The sequence below is a fragment of the Streptomyces sp. BBFR25 genome, from assembly GCF_044590125.1.
GTDB classification, from domain to species: domain Bacteria; phylum Actinomycetota; class Actinomycetes; order Streptomycetales; family Streptomycetaceae; genus Streptomyces; species Streptomyces canus_D.
On the sequence record NZ_CP172447.1, the window covers coordinates 786230 to 810295 of the forward strand.

At 72.0% G+C, this 24066-nt stretch carries 21 protein-coding genes and 1 pseudogene; 8 read left to right on the plus strand and 14 right to left on the minus strand.

Annotation, left to right across the window (positions count from 1 at the left end; all coding sequences use genetic code 11):
* The first annotated feature begins 17 nt into the window (after nucleotides 1-17).
* On the plus strand, nucleotides 18-1655 hold the full coding sequence (locus ACGH52_RS03320; RefSeq protein WP_399937455.1) for a vWA domain-containing protein: 1638 nt from the start codon (nucleotides 18-20) through the stop codon (nucleotides 1653-1655).
* Between the two features lie 30 nt (nucleotides 1656-1685).
* Here the strand turns inward: ACGH52_RS03320 and ACGH52_RS03325 are convergent, their stop codons facing one another.
* Together ACGH52_RS03325 and ACGH52_RS03330 are read right to left on the minus strand one after the other, a co-directional pair.
* On the minus strand, nucleotides 1686-2501 hold the full coding sequence (locus ACGH52_RS03325) for an SAM-dependent methyltransferase (RefSeq protein ID WP_059298760.1): 816 nt from the start codon (nucleotides 2499-2501) through the stop codon (nucleotides 1686-1688).
* A gap of 45 nt (nucleotides 2502-2546) precedes the next feature.
* Entirely contained in the window at nucleotides 2547-3422 is an 876-nt protein-coding gene (locus tag ACGH52_RS03330) for a helix-turn-helix transcriptional regulator (protein WP_059298761.1), read from the minus strand.
* 288 nt (nucleotides 3423-3710) lie between these two features.
* Between ACGH52_RS03330 and ACGH52_RS03335 the strand changes: the two genes are divergently transcribed.
* Nucleotides 3711-4181 carry a hypothetical protein gene (locus ACGH52_RS03335; RefSeq protein ID WP_076977772.1) on the plus strand — a complete coding sequence of 157 codons (471 nt, stop codon included), beginning with the start codon at nucleotides 3711-3713 and terminating at the stop codon, nucleotides 4179-4181.
* Between the two features lie 5 nt (nucleotides 4182-4186).
* Here ACGH52_RS03335 and ACGH52_RS03340 read toward each other — a convergent pair whose 3' ends face one another.
* On the minus strand, nucleotides 4187-5296 hold the full coding sequence (locus tag ACGH52_RS03340; protein WP_121701006.1) for a glycoside hydrolase family 43 protein: 1110 nt from the start codon (nucleotides 5294-5296) through the stop codon (nucleotides 4187-4189).
* Between the two features lie 252 nt (nucleotides 5297-5548).
* On the opposite strand from ACGH52_RS03340, the gene ACGH52_RS03345 reads away from it, so the two are divergent.
* Entirely contained in the window at nucleotides 5549-6742 is a 1194-nt protein-coding gene (locus tag ACGH52_RS03345) for a glycoside hydrolase family 64 protein (RefSeq protein WP_399937460.1), read from the plus strand.
* A gap of 99 nt (nucleotides 6743-6841) precedes the next feature.
* Nucleotides 6842-7693, plus strand: a pseudogene (locus ACGH52_RS03350) (family 16 glycosylhydrolase); the annotation flags it as partial.
* A gap of 249 nt (nucleotides 7694-7942) precedes the next feature.
* On the opposite strand, the gene ACGH52_RS03355 reads toward ACGH52_RS03350, so the two are convergent.
* Both ACGH52_RS03355 and ACGH52_RS03360 read right to left on the minus strand, forming a co-directional pair.
* The gene (locus tag ACGH52_RS03355; protein WP_063124347.1) at nucleotides 7943-8089 is read right to left on the minus strand and encodes a hypothetical protein; all 147 of its coding nucleotides are present in this window, start codon (nucleotides 8087-8089) and stop codon (nucleotides 7943-7945) included.
* Between the two features lie 91 nt (nucleotides 8090-8180).
* Nucleotides 8181-8732, minus strand: a complete 552-nt coding sequence (locus tag ACGH52_RS03360; RefSeq protein WP_210975728.1) for a YciI family protein — start codon at nucleotides 8730-8732, stop codon at nucleotides 8181-8183.
* 114 nt (nucleotides 8733-8846) lie between these two features.
* On the opposite strand from ACGH52_RS03360, the gene ACGH52_RS03365 reads away from it, so the two are divergent.
* The 3 genes from ACGH52_RS03365 (at nucleotide 8847) to ACGH52_RS03375 (ending at nucleotide 12382) form a co-directional block, all read left to right on the plus strand.
* Complete coding sequence (locus tag ACGH52_RS03365) at nucleotides 8847-9191, plus strand: STAS domain-containing protein (RefSeq protein WP_059298767.1); 345 nt, start codon at nucleotides 8847-8849, stop codon at nucleotides 9189-9191.
* Between the two features lie 90 nt (nucleotides 9192-9281).
* Nucleotides 9282-11528, plus strand: coding sequence for an alpha-N-acetylglucosaminidase (locus ACGH52_RS03370; protein WP_399937462.1), 2247 nt, complete (start codon nucleotides 9282-9284; stop codon nucleotides 11526-11528).
* 5 nt (nucleotides 11529-11533) lie between these two features.
* Nucleotides 11534-12382, plus strand: coding sequence for a glycerophosphodiester phosphodiesterase (locus tag ACGH52_RS03375; protein WP_399937463.1), 849 nt, complete (start codon nucleotides 11534-11536; stop codon nucleotides 12380-12382).
* A gap of 6 nt (nucleotides 12383-12388) precedes the next feature.
* Here ACGH52_RS03375 and ACGH52_RS03380 read toward each other — a convergent pair whose 3' ends face one another.
* The 4 genes from ACGH52_RS03380 to ACGH52_RS03395 form a co-directional block, all read right to left on the minus strand.
* Entirely contained in the window at nucleotides 12389-15313 is a 2925-nt protein-coding gene (locus ACGH52_RS03380) for an FAD-binding and (Fe-S)-binding domain-containing protein (protein ID WP_399937466.1), read from the minus strand.
* A 92-nt stretch (nucleotides 15314-15405) separates the two neighbouring features.
* Nucleotides 15406-15813: a RidA family protein gene (locus ACGH52_RS03385; protein ID WP_121700990.1), complete on the minus strand. Its 408-nt coding sequence runs from the start codon at nucleotides 15811-15813 to the stop codon at nucleotides 15406-15408.
* Nucleotides 15810-16937, minus strand: a complete 1128-nt coding sequence (locus ACGH52_RS03390; protein WP_121700989.1) for a mandelate racemase/muconate lactonizing enzyme family protein — start codon at nucleotides 16935-16937, stop codon at nucleotides 15810-15812. Before ACGH52_RS03390 ends, ACGH52_RS03385 begins: the two co-directional genes overlap by 4 nt.
* A 23-nt stretch (nucleotides 16938-16960) precedes the next feature.
* On the minus strand, nucleotides 16961-17728 hold the full coding sequence (locus ACGH52_RS03395) for a creatininase family protein (protein ID WP_399937469.1): 768 nt from the start codon (nucleotides 17726-17728) through the stop codon (nucleotides 16961-16963).
* 41 nt (nucleotides 17729-17769) lie between these two features.
* On the opposite strand from ACGH52_RS03395, the gene ACGH52_RS03400 reads away from it, so the two are divergent.
* On the plus strand, nucleotides 17770-18729 hold the full coding sequence (locus ACGH52_RS03400) for an ROK family protein (RefSeq protein ID WP_399937470.1): 960 nt from the start codon (nucleotides 17770-17772) through the stop codon (nucleotides 18727-18729).
* Nucleotides 18730-18740: 11 nt separating this feature from the next.
* Here the strand turns inward: ACGH52_RS03400 and ACGH52_RS03405 are convergent, their stop codons facing one another.
* From ACGH52_RS03405 to ACGH52_RS03425, 5 genes are read right to left on the minus strand one after another with little or no spacing between them, the layout of a single operon-like run.
* Nucleotides 18741-19682 carry an ATP-binding cassette domain-containing protein gene (locus ACGH52_RS03405; protein ID WP_121701426.1) on the minus strand — a complete coding sequence of 314 codons (942 nt, stop codon included), beginning with the start codon at nucleotides 19680-19682 and terminating at the stop codon, nucleotides 18741-18743.
* Nucleotides 19679-20545: an ABC transporter ATP-binding protein gene (locus ACGH52_RS03410; RefSeq protein WP_076977858.1), complete on the minus strand. Its 867-nt coding sequence runs from the start codon at nucleotides 20543-20545 to the stop codon at nucleotides 19679-19681. The genes ACGH52_RS03405 and ACGH52_RS03410 overlap by 4 nt, the downstream gene beginning before the upstream one ends.
* A complete protein-coding gene (locus tag ACGH52_RS03415) occupies nucleotides 20542-21462 on the minus strand; it encodes an ABC transporter permease (protein ID WP_210975704.1) in 921 nt (306 codons plus the stop codon). The genes ACGH52_RS03410 and ACGH52_RS03415 overlap by 4 nt, the downstream gene beginning before the upstream one ends.
* Nucleotides 21459-22451: an ABC transporter permease gene (locus ACGH52_RS03420; RefSeq protein WP_059298777.1), complete on the minus strand. Its 993-nt coding sequence runs from the start codon at nucleotides 22449-22451 to the stop codon at nucleotides 21459-21461. Before ACGH52_RS03420 ends, ACGH52_RS03415 begins: the two co-directional genes overlap by 4 nt.
* Entirely contained in the window at nucleotides 22448-24025 is a 1578-nt protein-coding gene (locus ACGH52_RS03425; RefSeq protein ID WP_171987550.1) for an ABC transporter substrate-binding protein, read from the minus strand. Before ACGH52_RS03425 ends, ACGH52_RS03420 begins: the two co-directional genes overlap by 4 nt.
* Between the last annotated feature and the right edge of the window lie 41 nt (nucleotides 24026-24066).

Genomic DNA, 24066 nt, shown 5'->3' on the forward strand with positions numbered 1-24066 from the left:
CGGGTGGGGACGGCACCGTGGACGACGGCACGGAGGTGGACGCGGGCGGGGCGGCGAGCCGGCTCGGCGTACTGACCGACCTGGCCGGGGTGTGGCTGGCCCGGTCGGCCGCCGCCACCGTACGGCACACCGGGGCCGTGGCCGCCGACCGTTTCGACCGCGTCGCCTGGCGCGACACCTGCGAACAGTCGGCCGCGCTGCGCGAGTTGGCCCAAGAGCTGGGCGAGCACCACACGCACACCGCCGACCTCCTCGCCGACGTCTTCCTGGCCGCGTACAAAGCCGCTCCGCGCCTGCGCGAGCCGCGCGAGATGACGCCCTCCCGGCTGGTCAACCACCGCATCGTCACCGCGCTCCTGGACTCGCCGGACTTCGCCGAGCTGCACCGGGAGACGGTCGGCGACCCGTACGCCGCCGCCATGGCCGTGCTCGCCCAGGGCACCGCGCTGCGCCGGATGCTGGACGACTCCCGGCCCGCCGGGGACCAAGACGAGCGGGCGGAGCGGGCCCGGCGGGAGGCCGAGGACGCGGCGGACGCCGTGGCCGAGGCGCTCCGGCACGCCGCCGAGGGGGCCGACGAGGACGGCACCGTGCCGGGACCGGCGGCCGAAACCGTACGACGCGCGGTGCAGGACGCGGAGGCCGCCGCGGAACGGGCCGCGTCCGACGCCGCCCGGTCGCTCGCGGTGGCCGTGCCCGGCGGCGTCCGTGCCGCCGCCCGCGGTGCGGTGGCGAAGTCGGCGTCGGCCGCCCGGCAGGAGGCCGCGCTGATGCGGGCCTGGGGCGTCGGTTCCGGCGAGCTGGAGCGGATGTCCTTCGACGAGCGGGCCCGGCTGGCCGAGCGGCTGCGCACCGGCCGGCTCGCCGAGTGGGCCGAACTGATCGGCCGTTTCCGGCAGATGGCCGACGGGGAACGGGCCCGCAAAGTGGAGAACACCACCGGCGAGCTGATCGGGGTCACGCTCGGCGACGACCTCTCCCGCGTCATCCCGTCGGAGCTGGCGCATCTCGGACTGCCCGGACTGCGCGCGGTGTTCGCCGCGCGCTACGCCGCCGGGGAGCTGATGCTCTACGACAGTCAGGGCGAGCAGTCCACCGGCCGGGGCGCCGTCATCGCGTGCGTGGACACCTCGCACTCCATGTACGAGGCGGGGCCCGGCGGCATCACCCGGGAGGCGTGGGCGAAGGCGTGCGCGCTGGCGCTGCTCGACCAGGCCCGCCACGCGGGGCGTGACTTCGTCGGCATCGTGTTCTCCGCCGCGGACAAGCTCCGCGTCTTCCGCTTTCCGGCCGGCCGGCCCGCGGACCTCGCCCGCACCCTCGACTTCGCGGAGACCTTCCTCGGCGGCGGCACCAGTTACCAGCGGCCCCTGTCGGCGGCGGGCGAACTGCTCGAGGAGGAGTTCAACGACGCCGCCCGCACCCGGGGCGACATCGTCATGCTCACCGACGACGACTGCGGCGTCACCGAGGCGTGGATGCGGGACTGGAACGAGGCCAAGCGCCGGCTGGGCTTCCGGGTCTTCGGCGTGGGCATCGGCGCCCCGCGCGTCGCGGCGGCCGGCTCGGTCCTCGCGGCGCTGTGCGACAACCTCCGTTCCGTCGAGGACTTCACCGACGTGCACGCCGCCGCGGACCTGTTCCGCGTGATCTGACCCGGCCGCCCCAGGCCGCACGCCGGGCGGTCACGGCTTGCGGGCCACCGCCCCGTACATCGCGATGTCCTCGTCCCGGATGCCCTGCTCCCCGGTGCCGTCCGGACGCCACTTGTGGACCTGGACGATGCCCGGCTCGGTCAGCTCCAGTCCCTCGAAGAACTCGTGGGCCTCGTCGATGGTCCGCAGCCGCATCGGCATGTCGCGGGCCGCGTACTCGCGTGCGACCCGGCCCACCTCCTCGGGGGCGAACTCGGCGGTGCCGATGGTCATGGCCAGGTAGCTGCCCGCGGGCAGGGGTTCCAGGAGGCGGCGGACGATGCCGACCGCGTCGTCCTCGTCCAGGACGAAGTGGACGATCGCGATCACGGTGAGTGCGACGGGCTCGGCCAGGTCCAGTGTCTTGCGGAACTCGTCGGATTCGAGCACGGCCTCCGGGTGCTGGAAGTCCGCCTCGATGTACGTGGTACGGCCCTCGGGCGTGCTGGACAGGAGCCCTTGGGACAGGGTGAGGACGATCGGATCGTTGTCCACGTAGACGACCCGTGACGCGGGGGCCACCGACTGGGCTATCTCGTGCAGGTTGGGCGAGGTGGGGATGCCGGTGCCGATGTCGAGGAACTGGCGGATGCCCGCCTCCTCGGCCAGCCAGCGCACCGCGCGGTTCATCCAGTCCCGGTTGGCGCGCATGTGGACGGGCAGCGCGGGCCATTCCCGGGCCATCGCGTCACCCGCTTCGCGGTCGGCGGGGTAGTAGTCCTTCCCGCCCAGGATGTAGTCGTAGATCCGGGCCGAGTGCGCGTGCTCGGTGTCGATCCGGTCGGCCGGCCATCCGCTGTCGGACATCGTTCGCCTTTCTCCGTGGGGGTTGTGCGGTACGAGTGGAGGTCCTCACAGCTCCTTGCGCAGCGCGCCGAGGAGTTCCTCGGTGCCTCGGGCGGGCACCGCCTGGGCGCCCAGGCGGTCCAGGGCCTCGCGGTAGACCACCACGTCGTCGCCCTTGTCCAGGTAGACGGCGCCCACCAGCCCGCCGAGGTAGACGATGTCGGGGAGTTCGGGGGCCCGGAACCGGAAGAGGTCGAAGGCGCCGGCGCGCATGGCGGGGTGCGGGCCTCCGGCGAACGGCATGATCTGAAGGGTCACGTGGGGCAGCCGGCCCACCTCGATCAGGTGGTCCACCTGCTGCCGCATCACCTCGGTGCCGCCGACGGGCCAGCGCAGGACCGTTTCGTCCATCACGACCCACAGGCGGGGCGGCGAGGGGCGGGTGAGGATCTCCTGGCGCCGCATCCGCAGGGCCACCCGCCGTTCGGTGTCCACGGTGGAGGCGTGCGGGTTGCCCGCGCTCAGCAGGGCCCGCGCGTAGTCGGGGGTCTGCAGCAGTCCGTGCACGAACCCGGCCTCGTAGGCGCGGATGTGCAGGGCCGCCTGTTCCAGGCTCAGGTAGGCGGCGAACCAGTCCGGCATGACGTCGCGGTAGGTGTGCCACCAGCCGCGCTTGTTGGCCTCGCGCGCCGACTTCAGGAAGGTGTCGATCTCCTGCTGGTCGCGGACACCGTAGACCTGGAGCAGCTTCTCCACGTCCGGGAGGCGCAACCGTGCCACCTTCGCCGCCTCGAGCCGGCGGATCGTGGAGTGGCTCACCCCGATCGCGTCACCGGCCTGCTCGAAGGTGAGACCGGCGCGGGTGCGCAGCTCCTCCAACTGCCTGCCCAGGATCATCCGCAGCACGGAGGGGGCACCGCCCCAGTCGGTCTCCGCGGTCACACCATCTCCCCTTCGCCGTCCCGCGCCCGGGCCCGGACACGCCAGTCTGTCACGGGCGTCGTCCCGCCGCAGGAGCATGCACCTGGGGGCTGCAATTTTCAACTTGCCGGTTGCGCACCGTTGTTGGCGGATGACACAGTGGCTCCACCGCCCCCTGCCCTTCTCGACCCGCGTTTCACGACCGATGCCCAGGACCGTCCTGTTGGCGACACGTCCCCCACCCCCACGGGACGGTCTCGCATGACAACGTTCTCCTGACGTCCGTCGCGGCCAAAGGACCCACCCCCCATGGACCTGCAGCACACCCGTGATCCACGTCCGTCCGCGGCCACCGTCCGTGACCGCTCGTGCTCGTCCGGCACTCCCCGTCCGCCCCGCCGACGCCGCCCGGGCCCGGCCCCGCTCAGCCTCCCCGTCGGGCTCCGCGCGGGCCTGGGGCACGACGCCGTGGGCACCTCCGCGTCCCACGGCGAACGCATTCTGGCCCGCCTGCCCCGTGCGGGGTGCGTGTTCGCCGACGAGGGGCGCTGGTGGTGGATCGTCCCCTCCGGATCCGACATCGGAGTCGCGTGGCCCTCCAGCGCCCCCTATGTCGTCGGCGACCCGTCCTGGACCCGGGCGCGGCCGGACGCGCGGACGGCCGGACCGCGCCTGATCCACGGTCCCGACGGCGACTCGCCCTACACCGCGCCCATCCCGTTGTACTTCCTCGTCTGCCGGCTCGCCGGTGTGCCGCCGCGCTGGTCCCTGGCGCCCTGAAGGCCCTACTCGAAGAACTTGAGGCTCCAACCGGTGTCGCTGGTGGGGCCCGGCACGTTGGCCCGGCTGTAGGTGGTCCCGCCCCACCAGCAGAAGGTGCCGGTGTACCAGTACCGGTTCTCCCAGGCGTACGGCGTCCCCTTGGCGACCGCGTGGAACATCAGCGGGAACCTGGGCCCGGCGGGCGGGCTGGTGGCGATGTCGCCGTCGAGCAGGACGAAGCTGTGGTGGCCCGGCCCGTCGACGTAGAGGGTGGGGTCCCAGCCCGCCATCATCGTGGCGCGGTGGGACCCGAACAGGCAGCCGTTGGACTTGTACCAGTCCCACACGTACGTGGGGTCGCCGCCGGAGCGCAGCCTCAGGTCGGCCAGGCAGTACTGGTCGCTCCAGCTGCCGTTGGCGGAGTAGGCGATGTGCAGCTGCCCGTTCGGGTCCTTGATCGGCTCGGGGCCCTCGTTGATGAACGGGTTGCCCACCACCCGCTCCCAGCTCTCGCGCGGCTGCGAGATGACGTACCGCGCGCCGGTCGGTGCGGTCGGGCTGCTCATCCGCGCGATGTAGAGGTTCTGTTCGACGTTGGTGTCACCGGCCCAGCCCGACCAGACGAACCAGCGCTGTCCCTCGAAGGTGAACAGGGTGCCGTCGATGGCCCACTTGTCGTCCGGCAGCGCCAGTTTCGTCTCGGCCGTGTAGCCGCTGTCGGCGACGGCGGAGCTGATCACGTACATCCGGTGGGCCGCTCCGCGCCCGGCCGAGAAGTAGATGTAGTAGCGACCGCCGTCCCGCACGATCTCGGGGGCCCACACCTCGCCCCGGTCGCGGGTGTCCGACCAGACCTGCCGGGCGGGCGCCGCCGCCAGCGCGGCGGTGGACGCGGCCTGGCGTACGGCGATGCCGCCCCCGGTGGACTGCACCGAGACGTAGGTCCCGCCCACCCGGATCACGCTCGGGTCGGCGGCCCGCAGACCGGTCCGGTCCGCCCGTGCGGGCCCCGCGGAGGCCACCAGCAGCAGGAAGGCGACGAGGACGCCGGACAGCAGGGCGGCGACGGCACCGTGAAGGCGGCGGGAGAGCTTTCCGGTCCCGCTCGGTGGCATTCCGGTCAGGGTCGGCATGTCCCTCCGCTTCCACGGGCCGTGATGTACATCGATGGAAGTAGGCAGCGGGTCCAGGATCGTGAGTGACAGCGGACATGTCAATGGCCGCACCGCAACACCCGGACACGCACGGCATGGGGACGTACCGGACCTTCCTCCACTTCACCTTCCGAACCTGGAGGGCCTTCTTCCGATTGATCTCGTTCAACTAGTTGACATGCACAGGGAAGGACTAGAACGCTGCAAGTCCCCCACACCAAGGAGGACCGTGTGCTTTCCCCACGCAAGCTGACGGCGTCCCTGGCCGTCGCGGCGTCGATCGGCGCCGTCGCCGTAGTCGTCGGGCCGGCCGAACCGGCTTCGGCGGTACCGGACACCATCCCGCTCACCCTGAAGAACGACTCGGGCAACGCCGAGCAGGTCTTCGTCTACGTGATCGGCACCGAACTCGCTTCCGGGAAGCAGGGATACGCCGACGAGAGCGGCGCCTTCCACGCCTGGCCGGCCGGTGGCGCCCCGCCGGTCCCCGCCCCCGACGCCTCGTTCGCGGGGCCCGCAAACGGCGGGTCAAAGACCGTTCAGCTTCCGAAGTTCTCGGGCCGGGTCTACTTCTCGTACGGCAAGAAGCTCGACTTCCGGCTCGCCGAGGGCGGCCTCGTGCAGCCCGCCGTCCAGAACGCCGACGACCCCAACCACGACACGCTGTTCAACTGGACCGAGTACACGCTCAACGACTCGGGGCTGTGGATCAACTCCACCCAGGTGGACATGTTCTCGGCGCCCTACTCCGTCGGTCTGACGGCGGGCGACGGCTCCACCAAGCAGACGGGTTCGCTCAAACCCGGCGGGTACAAGGCGGTCGCCGACGGTCTCACCCAGCAGGGCGGCGGCTGGGAGGGGCTGGTCCAGACGCGGAGCGACGGCTCGCCGCTGCGCGTCCTGGCCCCGGGGCACGGCATCGGCTCCGGCGACCTGCCCGCCGACGTGATGGACGACTACATCAACCGGGTCTGGAGCAAGTACGCCACCGACACGCTGACGGTGACGCCGTTCAAGGAGCAGCCGGACACGAAGTTCTACGGCAAGGTCAACGGCGACAGGATGGACTTCACCGACGGCAGCGGCGCGGTGGTGACCTCCTTCGAGAAGCCCGACTCCGACTCGGTCTTCGGCTGCTACAACAAGCTCGACGCCCCCAACGACCAGGTGCGCGGTCCCATCTCGCGGACCCTGTGCGCCGCGTACAACCGCTCCACGCTGCTCACCAACGCCGAGCAGCCCGACGCCGACGCCTCCGGGTTCTACCAGGACGACGTCACCAACCACTACGCCCGCCTCGTCCACGCGCAGATGCGGGACGGCCAGGCGTACGCCTTCGCCTTCGACGACGTCGGCAACCACGAGTCGCTCGTGCACGACGGCGACCCCAAGGACGCGGCGATCACGCTGGAGTCCTTCGACTGACCGGGCCGGCCCCACCCGCGCCCGAACCGACGCACCACCTTCCCCCCACCCCCGCGCCCGCTCCCCTCTCGTGGGAGCGGGCCCACGAAAGGGAGAGACATGGCCTCCCCACGACTGCTCCGCGGTTGCCTCCTCGCCGCCCTGTCCGCCACCCTCGTCGCGGCCGCCGCGGTGACCCCCGCCCAGGCGGAGCACCGGCCGGACTCCGCCGCGGCGGTGACGTTCTCCGACACCTTCGACGGACCCGCCGGCTCCGGTGTCGACGCCGCCAAGTGGCAGCTGGAGACCGGTGACAACGTGAGCAACCACGAGCGGCAGTACTACACGCCCGGCACGGACAACGCGAAGCTCGACGGCCAGGGCAACCTGGTGATCGAGGCCCGCCGCGAGAACCCGGGCAACTACCAGTGCTGGTACGGCACGTGCGAGTACACCTCCGCCCGGCTGAACACCTCCGGCAGGTTCACCGCGACCTACGGCCACGTCGAGGCCCGGATGAAGATCCCGCGCGGGCAGGGCATCTGGCCCGCGTTCTGGATGCTGGGCCAGGACATCGGCGAGGTCGGCTGGCCCAACTCGGGCGAGATCGACATCATGGAGAACGTCGGCTTCGAGCCGTCCACCGTGCACGGCACCCTCCACGGCCCCGGCTACTCCGGCTCGGGCGGCATAGGCGCGGCCTACACGCTGCCGAACGGCGAGGCGTTCGCGGACGCCTTCCACACCTTCGCGGTGGACTGGGCTCCGGACAGGATCACCTGGTCGGTCGACGGCAACGTCTACCAGACCCGTACGCCGGCCGACCTGGGCGGCAAGGACTGGGTCTTCGACAAGCCGTTCTTCCTCATCCTGAACCTCGCGGTCGGCGGCTACTGGCCAGGCGACCCCGACGGCTCGACCACCTTCCCGCAGCAACTGGTGGTCGACGAGGTGAAGGTGACCACGAGCGACGGCTGACGGCCCCGGGCCCCGAAGGGGACCGCCGCCGCCTCCCCGAGGTGGCGGCGGTCCCCTTCCCGTCGTCCCGTCTTCGGGACTGCCGCTGACCCATCTCGCCCGTTCACCCTCGCGCACCCGGGCGTGACCGGCGCGATCGTCGGACCACGCACGATGGACCAACCAGGTCCTCGTGCCGCCGGTGCTCCAGCGCTCGGAGCTGCGCCGCAGGCCCGTGGGCGAGCGGCGCGCCGCCTGATCGTCTCAGGGGTACGTGGTCCGGGCGACGTCCCCGGCCGGGGCATCCTCGTCCGGGGCCGCCGGGGGCGGGAAGATCAGGTCTTCGAGCGCGTCCGCGGCGAAGAGGAAGGCCATCATCACGACTGGCAGGAGCAGCGCGAGCAGAATCACAGGACCTCCCGGTGGGTCGGTCTGTGGGCTTCGTGGCCCGGCTTCCAGGATGCGCCCGAATGGCGGAACCCGCACGACGGGAGCCGACGGATCAGGACTGACGTCCGCCGAACTGCCAGGGGTGCACCTCGACCTCGGCGTACCGGTCCGCCGTCAGCAGGGCCCGTGCCGTCTCCGGGTCCGGTGCCCGCACCAGCGCCGCCGTACCCAGCCAGGTGTCGCCGTCGTCGGACAGCAGGGGGCCGTAGGCGATCAGCTCGTCCCGTCCGGGCGGCACCTCCAGGTCGGCGGCCGCACCGGCGCCCAGGCCGAGCACCAGGAACCTGTCTCCCTGGGTCCGGCCACCGGGGAAGTCCCACATGGTGCGCCCCAGCGTGTTGCGCCACCTGCGCAGCAGCACGTCGCGGTAGACGCCGGCCTGGTGGCCGGGCTCGTCGAAGGCGAACGCCCGGGCGGCCGCGGGACCGGGCAGGTCGAGTACGTGCACACTGCCCGTGGGCACCTCGCGGTCCGCGGTGAGGGTCGGGCCGCGCGCGATCATCTCCGCGGCGTACCCGTCCATGTAGGACCAGTGCGCCTCGAGCAGCTCCTCCCGCAGGGGCAGGGAGCCGGCGCGGTCGCGGTGGTAGCAGAAGAACTCCATGCGCTCAGTCTGGGGCACGGGCACTACCTCCGGTGATCCTTTGGCCAGTCGTTCACGCATATGCAGAACGAATGTGCGGCACTACCTCTGCCCAGGGCATGCCGTTGGGTACGTATGGAACCTCCCATCGAGATCAACCACAGCGGCGTCGGGGACTGGACCATCGTGGAGATCCGCGGCGAGGTGGACGTGTACACCGTGCCGGTGATCAAGCAGTACATGATCGAACGGCTGGCGGACGGGCACCGCCGGTTCGTCGTCGACCTGCGCGGAGTGGCGTTCATCGACTCCATGGGTCTGGGCGTGCTGGTCGGCGCCCTCAAACGGGTCCAGTCGGTGCGCGGCGAACTGAAGCTGGTCATCACGGACGCCCACACCAAGCAGCTCTTCGCCCTGACCGGCCTGCGGCACGTCTTCCCCATCTACGACTCCGTGTACCAGGCGCGACGCACCTCCTAGCGAGGCGCCTCCCGACGAGGCGCTCTTGACTGGTTGCCCGCCCGCCCTCATATTCACCAACACCCCGTCAACAACCCCCCAGAGGTGACCGTGAGAAGCCTCAGACCCTGGGCTGCCCTCTGCGCAGCCGCCGCCCTCGCCCTTCTCACCACCACACTCGCTCCCTCCCCCGCCCCGGCGGCGGCGTCCCCGCCGGGCGCTCCGGTCTTCGCCACGCACTCCGCCCGGGCGGCGCTCGCCCGGCTGCTGCCGCGGCACGTCTCGCAGTTCACCCTGATTCCCGCCGGCCGCCCCGCATCGGGAGACTGGTTCAGCGTCTCCGGCCGCGCCGGCCACGTCCGGGTCCGGGGCACCAGTCCCGCGGTGATCCTCAGCGGCGTCAACTGGTACCTCAAGTACACGGCCAAGGTCGACATCGGATGGCCCGGACGCAGCACGGCCAAGCTGCCGCGCACCCTGCCCGCACCCGAAGGCACCGTCCGCCGGACCGCCTCGGTGCCGCACCGCTTCGCGCTCAACGACACCGACGACGGCTACTCCGGCGCCTACCGCGACTGGGCCTCCTACGAGAAGCAGATCGATCTCCTCGCCCTGCACGGCGCGAACGAGGTCTTCGTGCAGATGGGCGCGGACGCCGTCTACTACGAGACGCTCCAGGAGTTCGGGTACGCGAAGGAGGAACTCAGGTCCTGGATCCCGGGCCCGGCGCACCAGCCGTGGTGGCTGATGCAGAACATGTCCGGCTTCGCCGGTCCCGTCTCCGAGCGGCTGATCGAGGACCGCGCCGCACTCGGCCGCCGGATCGCGCACCGCTTGCGCGAGCTGGGCATGACCCCCGTACTGCCCGGCTACTACGGCACCGTGCCACCGGGCTTCACGGACCGGAACCCCGGTGGCACGGTCGTCCCGCAGGGCCAGTGGGTCGGCTTCGAGCGGCCCGACTGGCTGGACCCGCGCACCGACGTGTTCCCCAGGGTCGCCGCCTCGTTCTACCGCCACCAGCGTGAGCTGTTCGGCGACTCCACGATGTACAAGATGGATCTGCTGCACGAGGGCGGACGGCCCGGGGACGTCCCCATCGGCAAGGCCGCCCAGGCCGTGATGAAGGCGTTGCAGACCGCGCGTCCCGGTGCCGTCTGGACCCTGCTCGGCTGGCAGAACAACCCCTCGACGCAGATCATCGACGCCGTCGACAAGAGCAAGTTGCTCATCGTCGACGGCCTGTCCGACCGCTACGACGGCCTCGACCGCGAGACCGCCTGGCACGGCGCGCCCTACGCGTTCGGCACCATCCCCAACTTCGGCGGTCACACCACCGTCGGCGCCAACACCGCGGTGTGGGCCGAGCGTTTCGACCAGTGGCGCACCAAGGCCGACAGCGCGCTCGCGGGCATCGCGTACCTGCCGGAGGGCACGGGCGGCAATCCGGTCGCGTACGAGCTGTTCACCGAACTGGCCTGGCGCACGGGCCCGGTGGACCACGAGGCATGGTTCGCCGCCTACGCGGAACGCCGCTACGGCAGACCCGATCCGCACGCGGCCCGCGCCTGGGAGCTGCTGCGCACGGGCCCGTACAGCATGCCGTCCGGCACCTGGAGCGAGGCCCAGGACAGCCTCTTCACCGCCCGTCCCCGGCTGACGGCCACCTCGGCGGCCAGCTGGAGCCCCGGCGCGATGCGCTACGACCCGGACACGGTGCGCCGGGCGCTGGCCGAGCTGCTGAAGGTCGCACCGGCCCTGCGGACGACCGACGCCTACCGCTTCGACCTGGTCGACGTCGCCCGCCAGGCGCTGGCCAACCGCAGCCGTTCCCTGCTCCCGGAGATCAAGGCCGCCTACGACGCCGGTGACCTGTCCGCGTTCCGCGCGGGGGCGGCCGAGTGGAAGGGCGACATGGTCCTGCTGGACCGGCTGCTGGCCACCGATACCCGCTTCCTGCTCGGCCCGTGGCTGGAGGACGCCAGGTCCTGGGGACGCACCGCGGCGGAGAAGGACACCGCCGAGTTCGACGCCCGGTCCATCCTCACCACCTGGGGCCACCGCTCGGGCAGCGACTCGGGCGGCCTGCGTGACTACGCCAACCGGGAGTGGTCCGGGCTGGTCTGCGACTTCTACGCGAAGCGCTGGTCGACGTATCTCGACTCCCTCGACACCGCGCTGGTCACCGGACGGCCACCGGCCGCCGTCGACTGGTTCGCGCTGGAGAACGACTGGAACCAGCGGCACGACCGCTATCCGGTCGAGCCCTCGGGCGACCCCGTGGCGACGGCCGGCGAGGTGCTGGACGCGCTGCCCGCCGCGGTGCCGTCGGCGGCGTCGTCCGGGAGGGCGCGGTGAGGCGCGTGAGCGGCAGAGCCGCCGGTGTGGTCGTGGCCGTGCTGAGTGGTCTGGCCCTGGCGGCGACGTCGACGACGGCGCAGGCCGCGACGGGACCCGACGTCATCGCCCACCGCGGCTCCTCGGGCATGGCACCCGAGAACACCGCCGCCGCCATCGACCTCGCCGTCCGCCAACGCGCCGACTACGTCGAGATCGACGTACAACGCACCAAGGACGGCCACCTCGTCAACTTCCACGACTGCACCATGGAACGCACCACCGACATCGAAAACCTCTACCCCGACCGCCCCAGCTACCGCGTCTCCGACTTCACCTGGAACGAACTGCGCCGCCTCGACGCCGGAACCTGGTTCCACGACGACTACACCGGCGAACGCATCATCACCGTCGACGACGTCATCCGCCACATCCAGCACACCCGCACCGGACTCCTCGCCGAGATCAGCCCCTGCAGCCAGTACGGCACCACCATCGCCACCGACCTCGCCGACACCCTGCGCGACAAACCCCGCTACGTCCGCACCGCCCTCGCCCACCACCGGCTCGCCGTCCAGTCCTTCCAGACCGACGACGCCCGCACCTTCCACACCGCCCAGCCCGACATCCCCATCGGCATCCTCGACGCCGACCGCCCCACCGACACCGAACTGACCGAACTCAGCCAGTGGGCCGACCAGGTCAACCCCCAGCACACCGTCACCGACCAGACCCTCGTCGACCGCATCCACCAACTCGGCATGGACATCAACGTCTGGACCGTCGACGAACCCGGCGCCATCCGCAAAATGGTCGGCCTCGGCGTCGACGGCATCATCACCGACTACCCCCAGACCCTCACCCAACGGGGGTGACACGGCTCAGGGACGGGTGGCCCGGTCCAGTTCGACGAGGACCGAGTAGTACGCGCGGCCGGTCGCGCGGTCCATGCCGATCTCGCACATGCGGTTGGCGGACAGGTGGGCGTCGTAGGGGCGCGAGGTCACCTCGGCGGCCTCCTTGGCCGTCGCCGAGGCCGTCAGCTCCTTGTGCAGCATGCCGCGGTCGCCCGCGAAGGCGCAGCATCCGGCGTCGTCCGGGACGACGACCTCGTCGGCGACCGCGTCGGCGACCGCGCGCAGTTGGTCCACGTCGCCCAGGTGCTGCATCGAGCAGGTCGGGTGCAGCACCGCCGAACCGGTCGTCCGGCGGATCGTCAGCCGCGGCAGGAGTTCCTCGGCGGCCCAGACGACGGAGTCGATCACCTCGAGGCGCTCGTGCAGTTCCCGGTTGGCGTGGGTGAGGTAGGGGACGACCTCGTGCCGGATGCCGAGCGTGCAGGACGAGGCGTCGACGACGAGGGGGATCCTGCCACCGTCGGTCCAGGCCCAGGCGGCCTCGACGACGCGGTTGGCCATCACGGTGTTGCCGTCCGCGTAGCCCTTGGAGTGCCAGATCGTCGAGCAGCAGGTGCCCGCGACGTCGTCCGGGATCCACACCGGGCGGCCGGCGCGGGCCGAGACGTCGACCACGGCCTGCTGGAGCGAAGGGGTGCCGTCGCCCTCGGGCCCGGCGAAGATCCGGTTGACGCAGGCCGGGTAGTAGACGGCGCTCGCTCCCGTGCGGGAGGTGGGCGGTGCGGTGCGGGCGGCGGCGCCCGGGATCTCCGGCAGCCACTCGGGCAGCAGATCGGGGCGTACGGCCTTGCGGGCGAGGCCGGTCGCGGCCTCCAGCAGCCGGTCGCTGATCCGGTCCGCCGCGCCGACCGCGAGGCGTGCCGACGCCTCCACCGCCCTGAAGCGCTTCGCGGTGAGGGCGGCGATCCGCTCCTCGCGCGGCGAGTGCCTGCGGTGGCGGAAGTCCTTCATCATGGCGCCGGTGTCGATGCCGACCGGACAGGCGATCGCGCAGGTGGAGTCGCCCGCGCAGGTGTCGACGGCGTCGTAGCCGTAGGAGGCGAGGAGTTGTTCCTCCACGGGTGAGCCGTCCGGCTGCCGCAGCATCTCCCGGCGCAGCACGATGCGTTGGCGCGGAGTGGTCGTCAGGTCGTGGCTGGGGCAGGTGGGTTCGCAGAAGCCGCACTCGATGCAGGGGTCGGCGAGCGGCTCGATGCCGGGGATCGTCTTCAGACCGCGCAGATGGGCTTTCGGGTCGCGGTCGAGGACGACCCGGGGCGCCAGTACGCCTTCCGGGTCGATGAGCCGTTTGAGGCGCCACATCAACTCGGTGGCCCGGGGCCCCCATTCCAGCTCCAGGAACGGGGCGATGTTGCGTCCGGTGGCATGCTCCGCCTTCAGCGAGCCGTCGAACCGTTCCACGGTCATCCGGCAGAAGGCGTCCATGAACGCGGCGTACCGGTCCACGTCGGCGGGCTTCGACGCGTCGAAGGCGAGCAGGAAGTGCAGGTTGCCGTGGGCGGCGTGACCGGCGACGGCCGCGTCGAAACCGTGCTCCGCCTGGAGTTGGAGCAGAGCCTCGCAGGCGTCGGCCAGCCGGGACGGCGGGACGGCGAAGTCCTCCGTGATCAGGGTGGTGCCCGCCGGGCGGGAGCCGCCGACCGCGGTGACGAAGGCCTTGCGGGCCTTCCAGTAGCCGGAGATCACCTTGGCGTCGCGGGTGAACCCGTTGGTCACCGAGGCGACCGGCGCGACCAGTTCCAGCCGTTCGACGACCGCGGCCGCCGCCCGCTCGAATGCCTCCTGCCCCGCCTCGTCGGGGGCCCGGAACTCCACCAGCAGTGCCGCCGTCTCCCGCGGCAGACCGGCCCAGTCGGCCGGTACGCCTCGCACACTCACCGAGGCGCGCAGCGTGTTGCCGTCCATCAGCTCGACGGCGATCGCCCCGGCCTCGTTGAAGAGGGGTACGGCCGCCGCGGCGGCGGTCAGCGAGGGGAAGAAAAGCAGCCCGCTGGAGACCCGACGGTCCAGCGGCAGGGTGTCGAAGACGACGTCGGAGAGGAACCCGAAGGTGCCTTCGGAGCCGACCATCAGCCCGCGCAGGATCTGGACGGGGGTGGTGCCGTCGAGGAAGGCGTCGAGCCGGTAGCCGTTGGTGTTCTTGATCTCGTACTTGGCGCGGATGCGGGCGGTGAGGGTCTCGTCCGCCTCGATCTCCGCCTTGAGCGCGAGCAGCCCCGCGCACAGCTCCGGCTCGGTCCGCGCCAGCGCCTCGTCCGCGTGCGGGTCGGCGGTGTCGACGACGGTGCCGCTCGGCAGTACGAAGGTCAGTGAGGCCAGCGTGCGGTACGAGTTGCGGGTGGTGCCCGCGGTCATGCCGGAGGCGTTGTTGGCGACGACCCCGCCGACGGTGCAGGCGATGGCGCTGGCCGGGTCGGGCCCCAGGATCCTGCCGTACCGGGCGAGGGTCGCGTTGGCCCGCATGACCGTGGTGCCGGGGCGGATGCGGGCCCGCGCGCCGTCGTCCAGGACCTCGATGCCGGTGAAGTGGCGGCGGACGTCGACGAGGATGTCCTCGCCCTGGGCCTGGCCGTTCAGGCTGGTGCCGGCGGCGCGGAAGACGACCTGGCGGCCGTGGTCGCGGGCGTACGCCAGCACCGCGGCCACGTCGTCGACGGTCTCGGGGAGGACGACGACCTGCGGGACGAAGCGGTAGGGGCTGGCGTCGGAGGCGTACTTCACGAGGTCGGAGATCTTCCAGAGGACCTTGTCCGGGCCCAGCAGCGCGGTCAGTCCGGCGCGCAGGGGTTCGGGGGTGCCCGTGGCACCGGCGTCGGGCACCCGGTCGGCGGACGCGACGCGGTCCGTGCCGGGACGGAGGCTTTCCGGCTTGGGCTCCAGCAGGGGCATGACGTTCGACTCCCACACGGTCTCGATCGGTGCTGCTCAGCGTACGACTGCCGGGCTCGCCGGCCCGCGTGGGGCCGACGAGCACGAGCGGTTCACCCGGGCAGGTCCGGGCCGGGCAGGAGGGCGACCACGTCGATCTCCACGAGGATGTCCATCAGGTCGGACCCGACCGTGGTGCGCACCGGGCAGGATTCCTCGAAGAACGCGCGGTAGGCCGCGTCGTACGCGGCGAAGTCCCGCCGTAGGTGTTGCAGGTGTGCCGTGACCTTCACGACGTCCCGCAGGGACAGACCCCGCGCGGCGAGGACCGCCGCCACGTTGCGCAGCACCTGTGTCGTCTGTGCCGCGACGCCCTCGGGTACGGCGCCGGTGGCGGGGTCCTGCGGGCCGAATCCGGCCGTGAACAGGAACCCGCCGGCCACCACCCCCTGGGAGTAGGCGCCCGCGGGACGGGGAGCATCGGGCGTGTGCACGACCTGCTTGCCGGTCGGCTCGCTCATCCGGTCAGGTCACCGTCCCGCTCGTTGACGCCCGCGTAGTGGCGGAGCTTGTCCTCGTCCACGCTCACGCCGAGGCCCGGCCCCGGCGGCACCCGCAGCCGGCCGTTCTCCAGGTGCAGCGGCTCGATGATGTCGTCCGCGTGCAGGTAGTACATGCTGTCGATGGCCCGCGAGAGGACGGGGGTGCTCGACACGACGGCCAGGTGCGCGGCGGTGGCGATGCCGAGTTCACCGCCGCTGTGCAGGTTCATGCCCAGGCCGAAGGTCTCGCAGTGCGCGGCGAGGGCCTTGGTCGCGGCGATGCCGCCCCACTTGTAGACGTCGCCGTGGATGACGTCGACCGCGTTCAGCCGCATGGCCGGGGCGAAGTCCTCGAAGCGGACGACGCACATGTTGGTGCACAGCGGGATGCGCACCTTGGCCTTCACCTGGGACATGCCCTCGATGCCGACGCAGGGGTCCTCCAGGTACTCCAGGTCGAGTTCCTCCAGGGCGATGCCGGCGCGGACCGAGTCGGGGACGGACCAGGCCGCGTTCGGGTCGACGCGCAGGTTCACGCCGGGCAGCGCCTCGCGGACCGCGCGCAGGATGGCGACGTCGCCCGCGCAGTCCCTGGTGCCCTTGAGCTTGACGGCGTCGAATCCGCCTTCGTCGACGACGCGGACCGCGTGCTCGGCCATGGCCTTGGGCAGGTCCGCCGAGGTCGCGCCCTGGGCGTCGGCGCGGGTGATCAGCGCGGTGATCGGGACCTCGTCGCGGACGGCGCCGCCCAGCAGGTCGGTGACGGACTGGCCGGTGGCCTTGCCCATCGCGTCCCAGCAGGCGACGTCGACGGCGGCGATCGCCGCGTAGCCGAGGTAGCCGTGGAAGAAGGGCACCATGTGCTGCTTGCGGTGGAAGCCCTCCAGCGCGAAGGGGCTGGTACCTATCAGGTCCGGGACCATCCGGCGGACGATCGCGGCGACCGGCGCGCCCCACATCGTCTCGCCCCAGCCCTCGACGCCCGCGTCGGTGCGCACGCGCACCACGGTGCGGGTCTCCCCGGTCTTGGTCTCGAAGGAACTGGTGAAGGGGTTGACGAGTGGGAGGTTGACGACCCACACGTCGACGTCGGTGATCTTCATTGCTTCTCCTCGCATCATCGGGGTCACCGGCTCGCCGCATCGAAGGCCCGGATCGCACGGGCCAGTCCCCGCGCCCGGTCGTCCAGGAGCCGGCCGCCCCGGTCGGCGTCGGCGGCGGAGGCGTCGTCGGTGGAGCCGTCGACCCGCTCCCACTCGCCGTGCCGTTCGACGGTCAGGCCGGGGTGGGGCGGCTGGTCGAACAGCGGGGGCGGTTCGACGGGGGTGCGGGCGGGCACGGGGGTGCGCACCAGTTCCGGGCGGGCCGCCAGCATGAGGGACGTCTCGAACCATCCGGCGTGCCCCGGGCTGACGTCGGGCCGTCCGGCCCCCTCCTCGCCCTCGGTGAGGGTCCAGTACGAGCAGGCCGCGACCGTGACCCGGGCGCGCAGCGCGAACCGCTTCACGGCGAGCCGCATGATCTCGTCGTTGCCGCCGTGGCCGTTGACGACCATGACGCGTCGGTACCCGCTGGTCACGAGCGAGTCGAGGACGTCGTCGAGTACGGCGCCGAGGGTCGCGGCGGAGAGCGAGACGGCCGCCGCGAACAGATGGTGCGGGCTGTGCCCGAAGGGCAGCGCGGGCAGCCGCACCACCTCGGGTGCGGGAGGTGCGTCGTGGTCGAGGAGGGCCAGCGCCCGGTCCACGACCTCCTCGACCAGGAGGGTGTCGGTGCCCATCGGCAGGTGCCCGGCGTGCTGCTCCTGCGAGCCGATGGGCAGCAGGGCGATGCCCTGCTCGCCGGCCCGGCGCACCTCCCGCCAGGTCAGTTCGGTCAGTCTCGATTGGCTCACGGTGCTACCTCTCCGAAACGGGGCCATGGCAGAGTCGGCGCATGGTCCACAAAAGTTCTCCGTTGCGACTGGTCCCGGATGCCGCGGAGCAACCGGCCGCTCCCGCGGCATCGCGGCGGCTCGGTGCCGTCGAGCTGGTGCCCGGCCGGGTCAGGGCGGCTGTGGTGTCCATGGCCGGGCGGGTGCTCGACCGCACCGAGTCCTCGTACGACGCGGCCACCGCGACCCCCGCGGACATCGACGGGGCACTGGCCCAGGCGGCCGGTGTCTTCGCGGCCCAGGAGGTGCAGGGGATCGGGGTGGCCGCCGCCGGGCTGGTGGACCCCCTCACGGGGCTGATCCTGGAGGTCAACGACGTGCCGGCGCTGCACGGCTATCCGGTCACGGAGCGGCTGGGCGCCCTCACCGGGGCCGGGGTGTACCTGGAGCACCGGGCGCGGCTCCAGGTGCTCGGCGACCGCTGGTTCGGCGCGGGCCGCGGGCGGCGCACCTTCGCCTCGGTCTCGACCGGCGAGGTGCTCGGGGTGGGTGTCCTCTACGACGGCGAGGTGATGGCGCCGCCCGGCGGACGCAGCGGCGCGCACATGACGGTGTCGGCCAGCGGCGAGCGCTGCACGTGCGGGAACCGGGGTTGCTGGAAGACCCTGGCCACCACCGGCTGGCTGCGGTCCAGGGCACGCGCCGCGGGGCTCGGGGAGGCGATGTCGCTGGCCGAGCTGGTGCGTGGCGGGGACGCGCTCGCCGGGCGGGTGGTGGAGGAGTACGCGCACAACCTGGCGCTGGGGCTGGTGAACGTGCAGCAGCTCTTCGCGCCGGGCCTGTTCATCCTGCACGGTGAGGCTCGGGAGGGCGGCGAGCGCTTCCGCACCGTGGTGGAGGAACGGCTGCGGGACGCGGTCGCCTTCGCGGGGGCGGAGCAGCCGAGGGTGCTGGTCGGCACCGCCGCGGTCGACGACGTGGCGCTCCTGGGCGGGGCCGGTCTGGTGCTGTCGCACCTCTAGCGTGGGGCGGGTCATCGGCTCGCTTCGCCCGTCGGTTCGTCCGTCGCCGCCCCCGTCGGTTCGTGCGTCGCTTCGTCCGTAGGAGCGGACGCGCGTGCCGCGGCCCGGCGGCCCCGGCGCGGGTCGAGGACCGGTACGGCGTCGAGCAGCTGCCGCGTGTAGGGGTGCCGCGGGGTGCGCAGGACCGCCGCCGCCTCACCGACCTCGACCAGGCTCCCGCGGCTCATCACGGCGACCCGGTCGGCCACCTGCGCCACCACGGCGAGGTTGTGCGAGACGAAGACGTAGGTGAGGCCCAGCCGCCGTTGCAGGTCCGCCAGGAGGTCGAGGACGGTCGCCTGCACGGAGACGTCCAGGGCGCTGGTGGGCTCGTCGAGCACCAGCAGCCGGGGGTGCAGCGCCAGGGCCCGGGCGATGGAGACGCGCTGGCGCTGGCCGCCGGAGAACTCGTGCGGGTAGCGGTCCTGGATGCCGGCGTCCAGGCCGACGGACTCCAGGAGTTCCCCGACCCGTTCCCGGTTGCGGGCCCGGGCGCGCCGTCCGCGTGCCTCGGGGTCGTGGGTGACCAGGGGTTCGGCGACGATGTCGGTGATGCGCATGCGGGGGTTCATGCTGGAGTAGGGGTCCTGGAGGACGACCTGCATCTGGCGCCGTACGCCGCGCAGTTCGGACGCGGTGAGGGCGGCGAGGTCCCGGCCGTCGAAGCGCACGCCGCCGGCGGTGGGTTCGAGGAGTCCGAGGAGCAGCCGGGTGAGGGTGGTCTTGCCGCAGCCGGACTCGCCGACCAGGGCCAGGGTCTCGCCCTCGTGGACTTCGAGCGACACGTCGTCGACGGCGACGTTCGGGCGCCTGCCGCCGAACTCCTTGCGCAGGCCGGACAGTTCGAGGAGCGGGCGGCCGGTCGCGGGGCCGGTCCCGGTGGTGCCGGTGGTCCCGGTCGTGTCGGTGCTCATGCCGCCTCCAGTCGCGGGGTGGCCGCCAGCAGCTTGCGGGTGTAGGCGTCGGCCGGACGGTCGAACACGTCGAGGACGTCGCCGGTCTCGACGACCTTGCCCTTGTTCATGACCACGACGCGGTCGGCGGTCTCCGCGACGACCGCGAGGTCGTGGGTGATCAGTACGACGGCCATGTCGTGCTTGTGCTGGAGGGTGACCAGGAGGTCGAGGATCTGGCGCTGCACGGTGACGTCCAGGGCGGTGGTCGGCTCGTCGGCGATGAGGAGGCGGGGCCGGGCCACCAGCGCGGTGGCGATCATCACGCGCTGGCGCAGGCCGCCGGAGAGTTCGTGCGGGTACTGGCGGTAGCGCAGGGCCGGGTCGGGGATGCCGACCTCGTCGAGGGCGGCCAGCGCGGCCTCCTTGGCCTCGGCGCGGGACATGCCGGTGTGGTGCCTGAGCACCTCGGCCACCTGGGCGCCGACGCGCTGGAGCGGGTCGAGGCAGGTCATCGGGTCCTGGAAGACCATGGCGATGTCGCGGCCCCGGACCCGGCCGAGTTCCTTCTCGGACAGGCGCAGCAGGTCGCGCCCGTCGAAGCGGATCTCGCCGCTCGCGTAGTGGCACGGCGGGCTCGGGTTGAGGCGCAGCACGGACAGCGCGGTGGCGCTCTTGCCGCTGCCGGACTCCCCCACCACGGCGAGGGTCTCGCCGGCGCGGACGTCGAGGCGGACGTCCTGGACGGCATGGACGACGGACCCCTCCAGGCGGAAGTCGACGCTGAGGCCGTCGATCTCCAGGAGCGGCGGCCGCTCCATGGTCTGCCGGGGTGTGTCGGCCGTCGGTCGGTCGGGGCCGGTGGTCGGTCGGTCGTTGCTCATCGGCGGTAGGCCTTCGGGTCCGCGACGTCCCGCAGGGCGTCTCCGGTGATGTTGATGGCGAGGGAGGTCAGCATCAGCGCGATGCCGGGGAAGACGGCGACCCACCAGGAGGTGCCCAGGTAGAGCTGGCCGTCGGAGAGCATGCCGCCCCAGGTGACCGTCTCCTTGGGGACGCCGAGGCCGAGGTAGCTGAGGGAGGCCTCGGCGACGATGGCGGCGGCGACGTGCAGGGTGCCGATGGTGGCCAGGGGTGCCATCACGTTGGGCAGCAGGTGGCGGCGCATGATGGTGACGTCGGTGACGCCGATCGCGCGGGCCTCGGTGACGAAGTCGCGGGTGCGCAGCGACATCACCTCGGAGCGCACGACGCGGGCGTAGGAGACCCAGCCGGTGAAGCCGAGCACCACGATCACGACCCACAGGCCGGAGCCGAGGAAGCCGACGACGGCGAGGGCCAGCAGCAGCGAGGGGAAGGCGAGTTGGACGTCGGCGAGTCGCATGAGGGTGCGGTCGGCCCAGCCGCCGAAGTAGCCGGAGGCGAGGCCCACGACGGTGCCGACGACACCGGCGAGCAGTGCGGCGCCGGCGCCGACGAGCAGGGAGACCCGGGTGCCGTAGACGACGCGGGAGAGCATGTCGCGGCCGAGCTGGTCGGTGCCGAGGAGGTGGGCGCCGCTGCCGCCGTCCTGCCAGGCGGGCGGCCGCAGCCGCAGCAGGAGGTTCTGGGTGTTGGGGTCGTAGGGGGCGAGCAGGGGCGCGAACAGGGCGGCGACGAGCAGCAGGGCGAGTACGGCGAGGGCCACTGCGGCGAGCTTGTTGCGCAGCAGGCCGCGCAGGACGACGGAGCCGGAGCCCGAGCCGCCGGACGGCTTGTGCTGCGGGGTCGTGTCGGTCGCGGCCGGTGACAAGACGGTCATCGGGACGTCCTCACCCTCGGGTCGAGGAAGCTGTAGGAGAGGTCGACGAGCAGGTTCACCACGACGAAGGTCGCGGCGAAGAACAGGACGGTGGCCTGGACGAGCGGGAAGTCGCGGTTGGAGATCGCCTCGACGGTCAGCTGGCCCACTCCGGGCCAGGAGAAGACCCGTTCGGTGAGGATCGCGCCGCCGAGCAGGTTGCCGACCTCCAGGCCGACGACGGTCACCACGGGCAGCGAGGCGTTGCGCAGTCCGTGCCGGACCACCACCTGCAGCGGTCCGAAGCCCTTGGCGCGGGCGCTGCGGATGTGGTCGGAGGACAGGACGTCGATCAGCGAGGAGCGCAGCAGGCGGGCGACGACGGCGACGGAGTACACGGCGAGGGTGACCGCGGGCAGGACCAGGTTGGCGAGGGTGCCGTAGCCGGAGGCGGGCAGGGCGCGCAGCCAGACGGCGAAGACGAGGATGAGCAGGATGCCGACCCAGAACGGCGGGGTGGACTGGCCGAGCAGGACGCCGGTCATCACGGTGTTGTCGGTGCCCCGGCCGCGGCGCATGGCGGCGACGATGCCCGCCGGGATCGCGATGACGAGGGTCACGGCGAGGGCGGCGGCGGCCAGTTCGATCGTGGCCGGCAGCCGGTCGGCGAGGATCTCGCTCACGGGCTGGCCGTAGACGAGGGAGTCGCCGAAGTCGAGGTGGAGCAGTCCCCAGAGGTAGTCGAGGTACTGGGAGAACAGCGACTGGTCCAGGCCCAGGGAGTGGCGCAGCACCTGCTCCTGTTCGGCCGTGGCGTCCGGCGGCAGCAGGATCTTCACCGGGTCGCCGGACAGGCGGACGAGGAAGAAGGCGACGGTCGCCGTGCACAGCAGCACGAACAGGGCGGTGAGCAGACGCTTGGCCACCCCGAGGAGCAGCCCCGTCCGGTCCGTGCGGCGGGTCGGCGTGTCCGCCCGGGTGGGCGGCTTGTCGAGGGTGAGGGCGCTCATCGGGACACCTCCGCGCTCTCCATGGCGAGGACGCCCGCGGCTCCCGGCGTCCAGCGGGGCCGTTCGTTGCGGGCGTAGATGTTGTCGATCTGGTAGAGGAAGACGAAGGGTGCTTCCCGGCGCATCAGCCGTTGCAGGTCCGAGAAGGCCGCTTCGCGCTCCGCGGGGTCCTCGGAGAGTTCCTCGGCGTCGATGAGGCGGTCGGCCTCGGCGGAGTGCCAGCGGCTCTGGCGGCGGTCGCTGCGCACGTTGGACTGGACGATGCTGGCACCGTCCATCGTCCAGACGGTGCTGGCCGCGAGGTAGATCGGGCCGAGCGCGCCGCGGTTGTCGGAGGTGAGGCGGGCGGAGTAGGTGCCGGGGTCGAGCAGGTTGACGCGGGCGTCCACCCCGGCCCTGGCGAGGAGTCCGGAGAGGGCCTCGGCGACGTTGGCGTCGACGTTGGAGGCGGTGAGCGTGGTGGAGAAACCGTGCGGGTGTCCGGCTTCGGCGAGCAGCCGCCGCGCGGTGTCGACGGAGCGGGTGAAGGGCTTGACGGTGGGGTCGAAGCCGAAGGAGCCGCGCGGGACGAGGGCGGGCGTCTCGGTGGCCTTGCCGCCGAGCACGGCCTTGATGAGCAGCGGGACGTCGATCGCGTGGTTGAGCGCCTGGCGCACCCGGCGGTCCTGGAGCGGGCCGCGTTCCAGGGTGTTCAGGGACAGGTAGGCGGTGCGGATGCCGGTGTGGCCGTCGATGGTGATGCCGCCGTAGCCGTCGAGTTGCTGGGCGGCGTCCGGGGTGAGTCCGGCGACGAGGTCCACGCCGCCGCTCTGCAGGGCGGCCAGGGACGACGAGGCGTTGGGGGCGGGGCTGAAGACGAGGCCGTCGACGGCCGGACGTCCGTTCCAGTGGTCGGCGTAGGCGCGCATCCGCAGTTCGTGGTCGCGCTGCCAGCTGGTGAAGGTGAAGGGGCCGGTGCCGACGGGGTGGTCGGCGAAGGCCGCGTCGCCCACTTCGGCGAGGTGGCGGGGCGGTACCACGACGCCGCCGAACAGGGAGAGTTTGGCGGGCAGGATGGGGTCGTGCACGGTGGTGTGCAGGTCGACGGTGAGCCGGTCGACGACGGTGACGCCCTTGACGAAGCGCAGCTCGACGATCGGTGACTTGGTGGCGGGGTCGAGCAGTCGCTCGATGCTGAAGGCGACGGCCCGCGCGTCGCACACCTCGCCGTTGTGGAAGGTCACCCCGGGGCGGAGGGTGAAGCGCCAGGTGCGCGCGTCGGTGGCTTTCCAGGACAGGGCGAGCCTCGGGTGCAGCCGGTTGTCCCGGCCGCGGGTGGTGAGGGTGTCGAACATGTTGACCAGGACGTTCATGGACACCATGTCGCCCTGCTTCTGCGGGTCCAGGGTCTTCGGGTCGCCCGGCTGGGAGACCCGCAGGACGTTGCCGGCCCGGCCCGCGGCGGCCGTCGTGCCGCACGCGCTCAGGAGCGCGGGAGCGCTGAGGGCTCCGAGCAGGAGACCGCCGGTCCGCAGGACGTGGCGTCGGCTGGGACGGCTGCGGTCCACCGTGCGCCCCTGAAGAATTCGTTCCATTGAACAACACCTCCGTTCCGTCAGATGGAATGCGGTTGGGT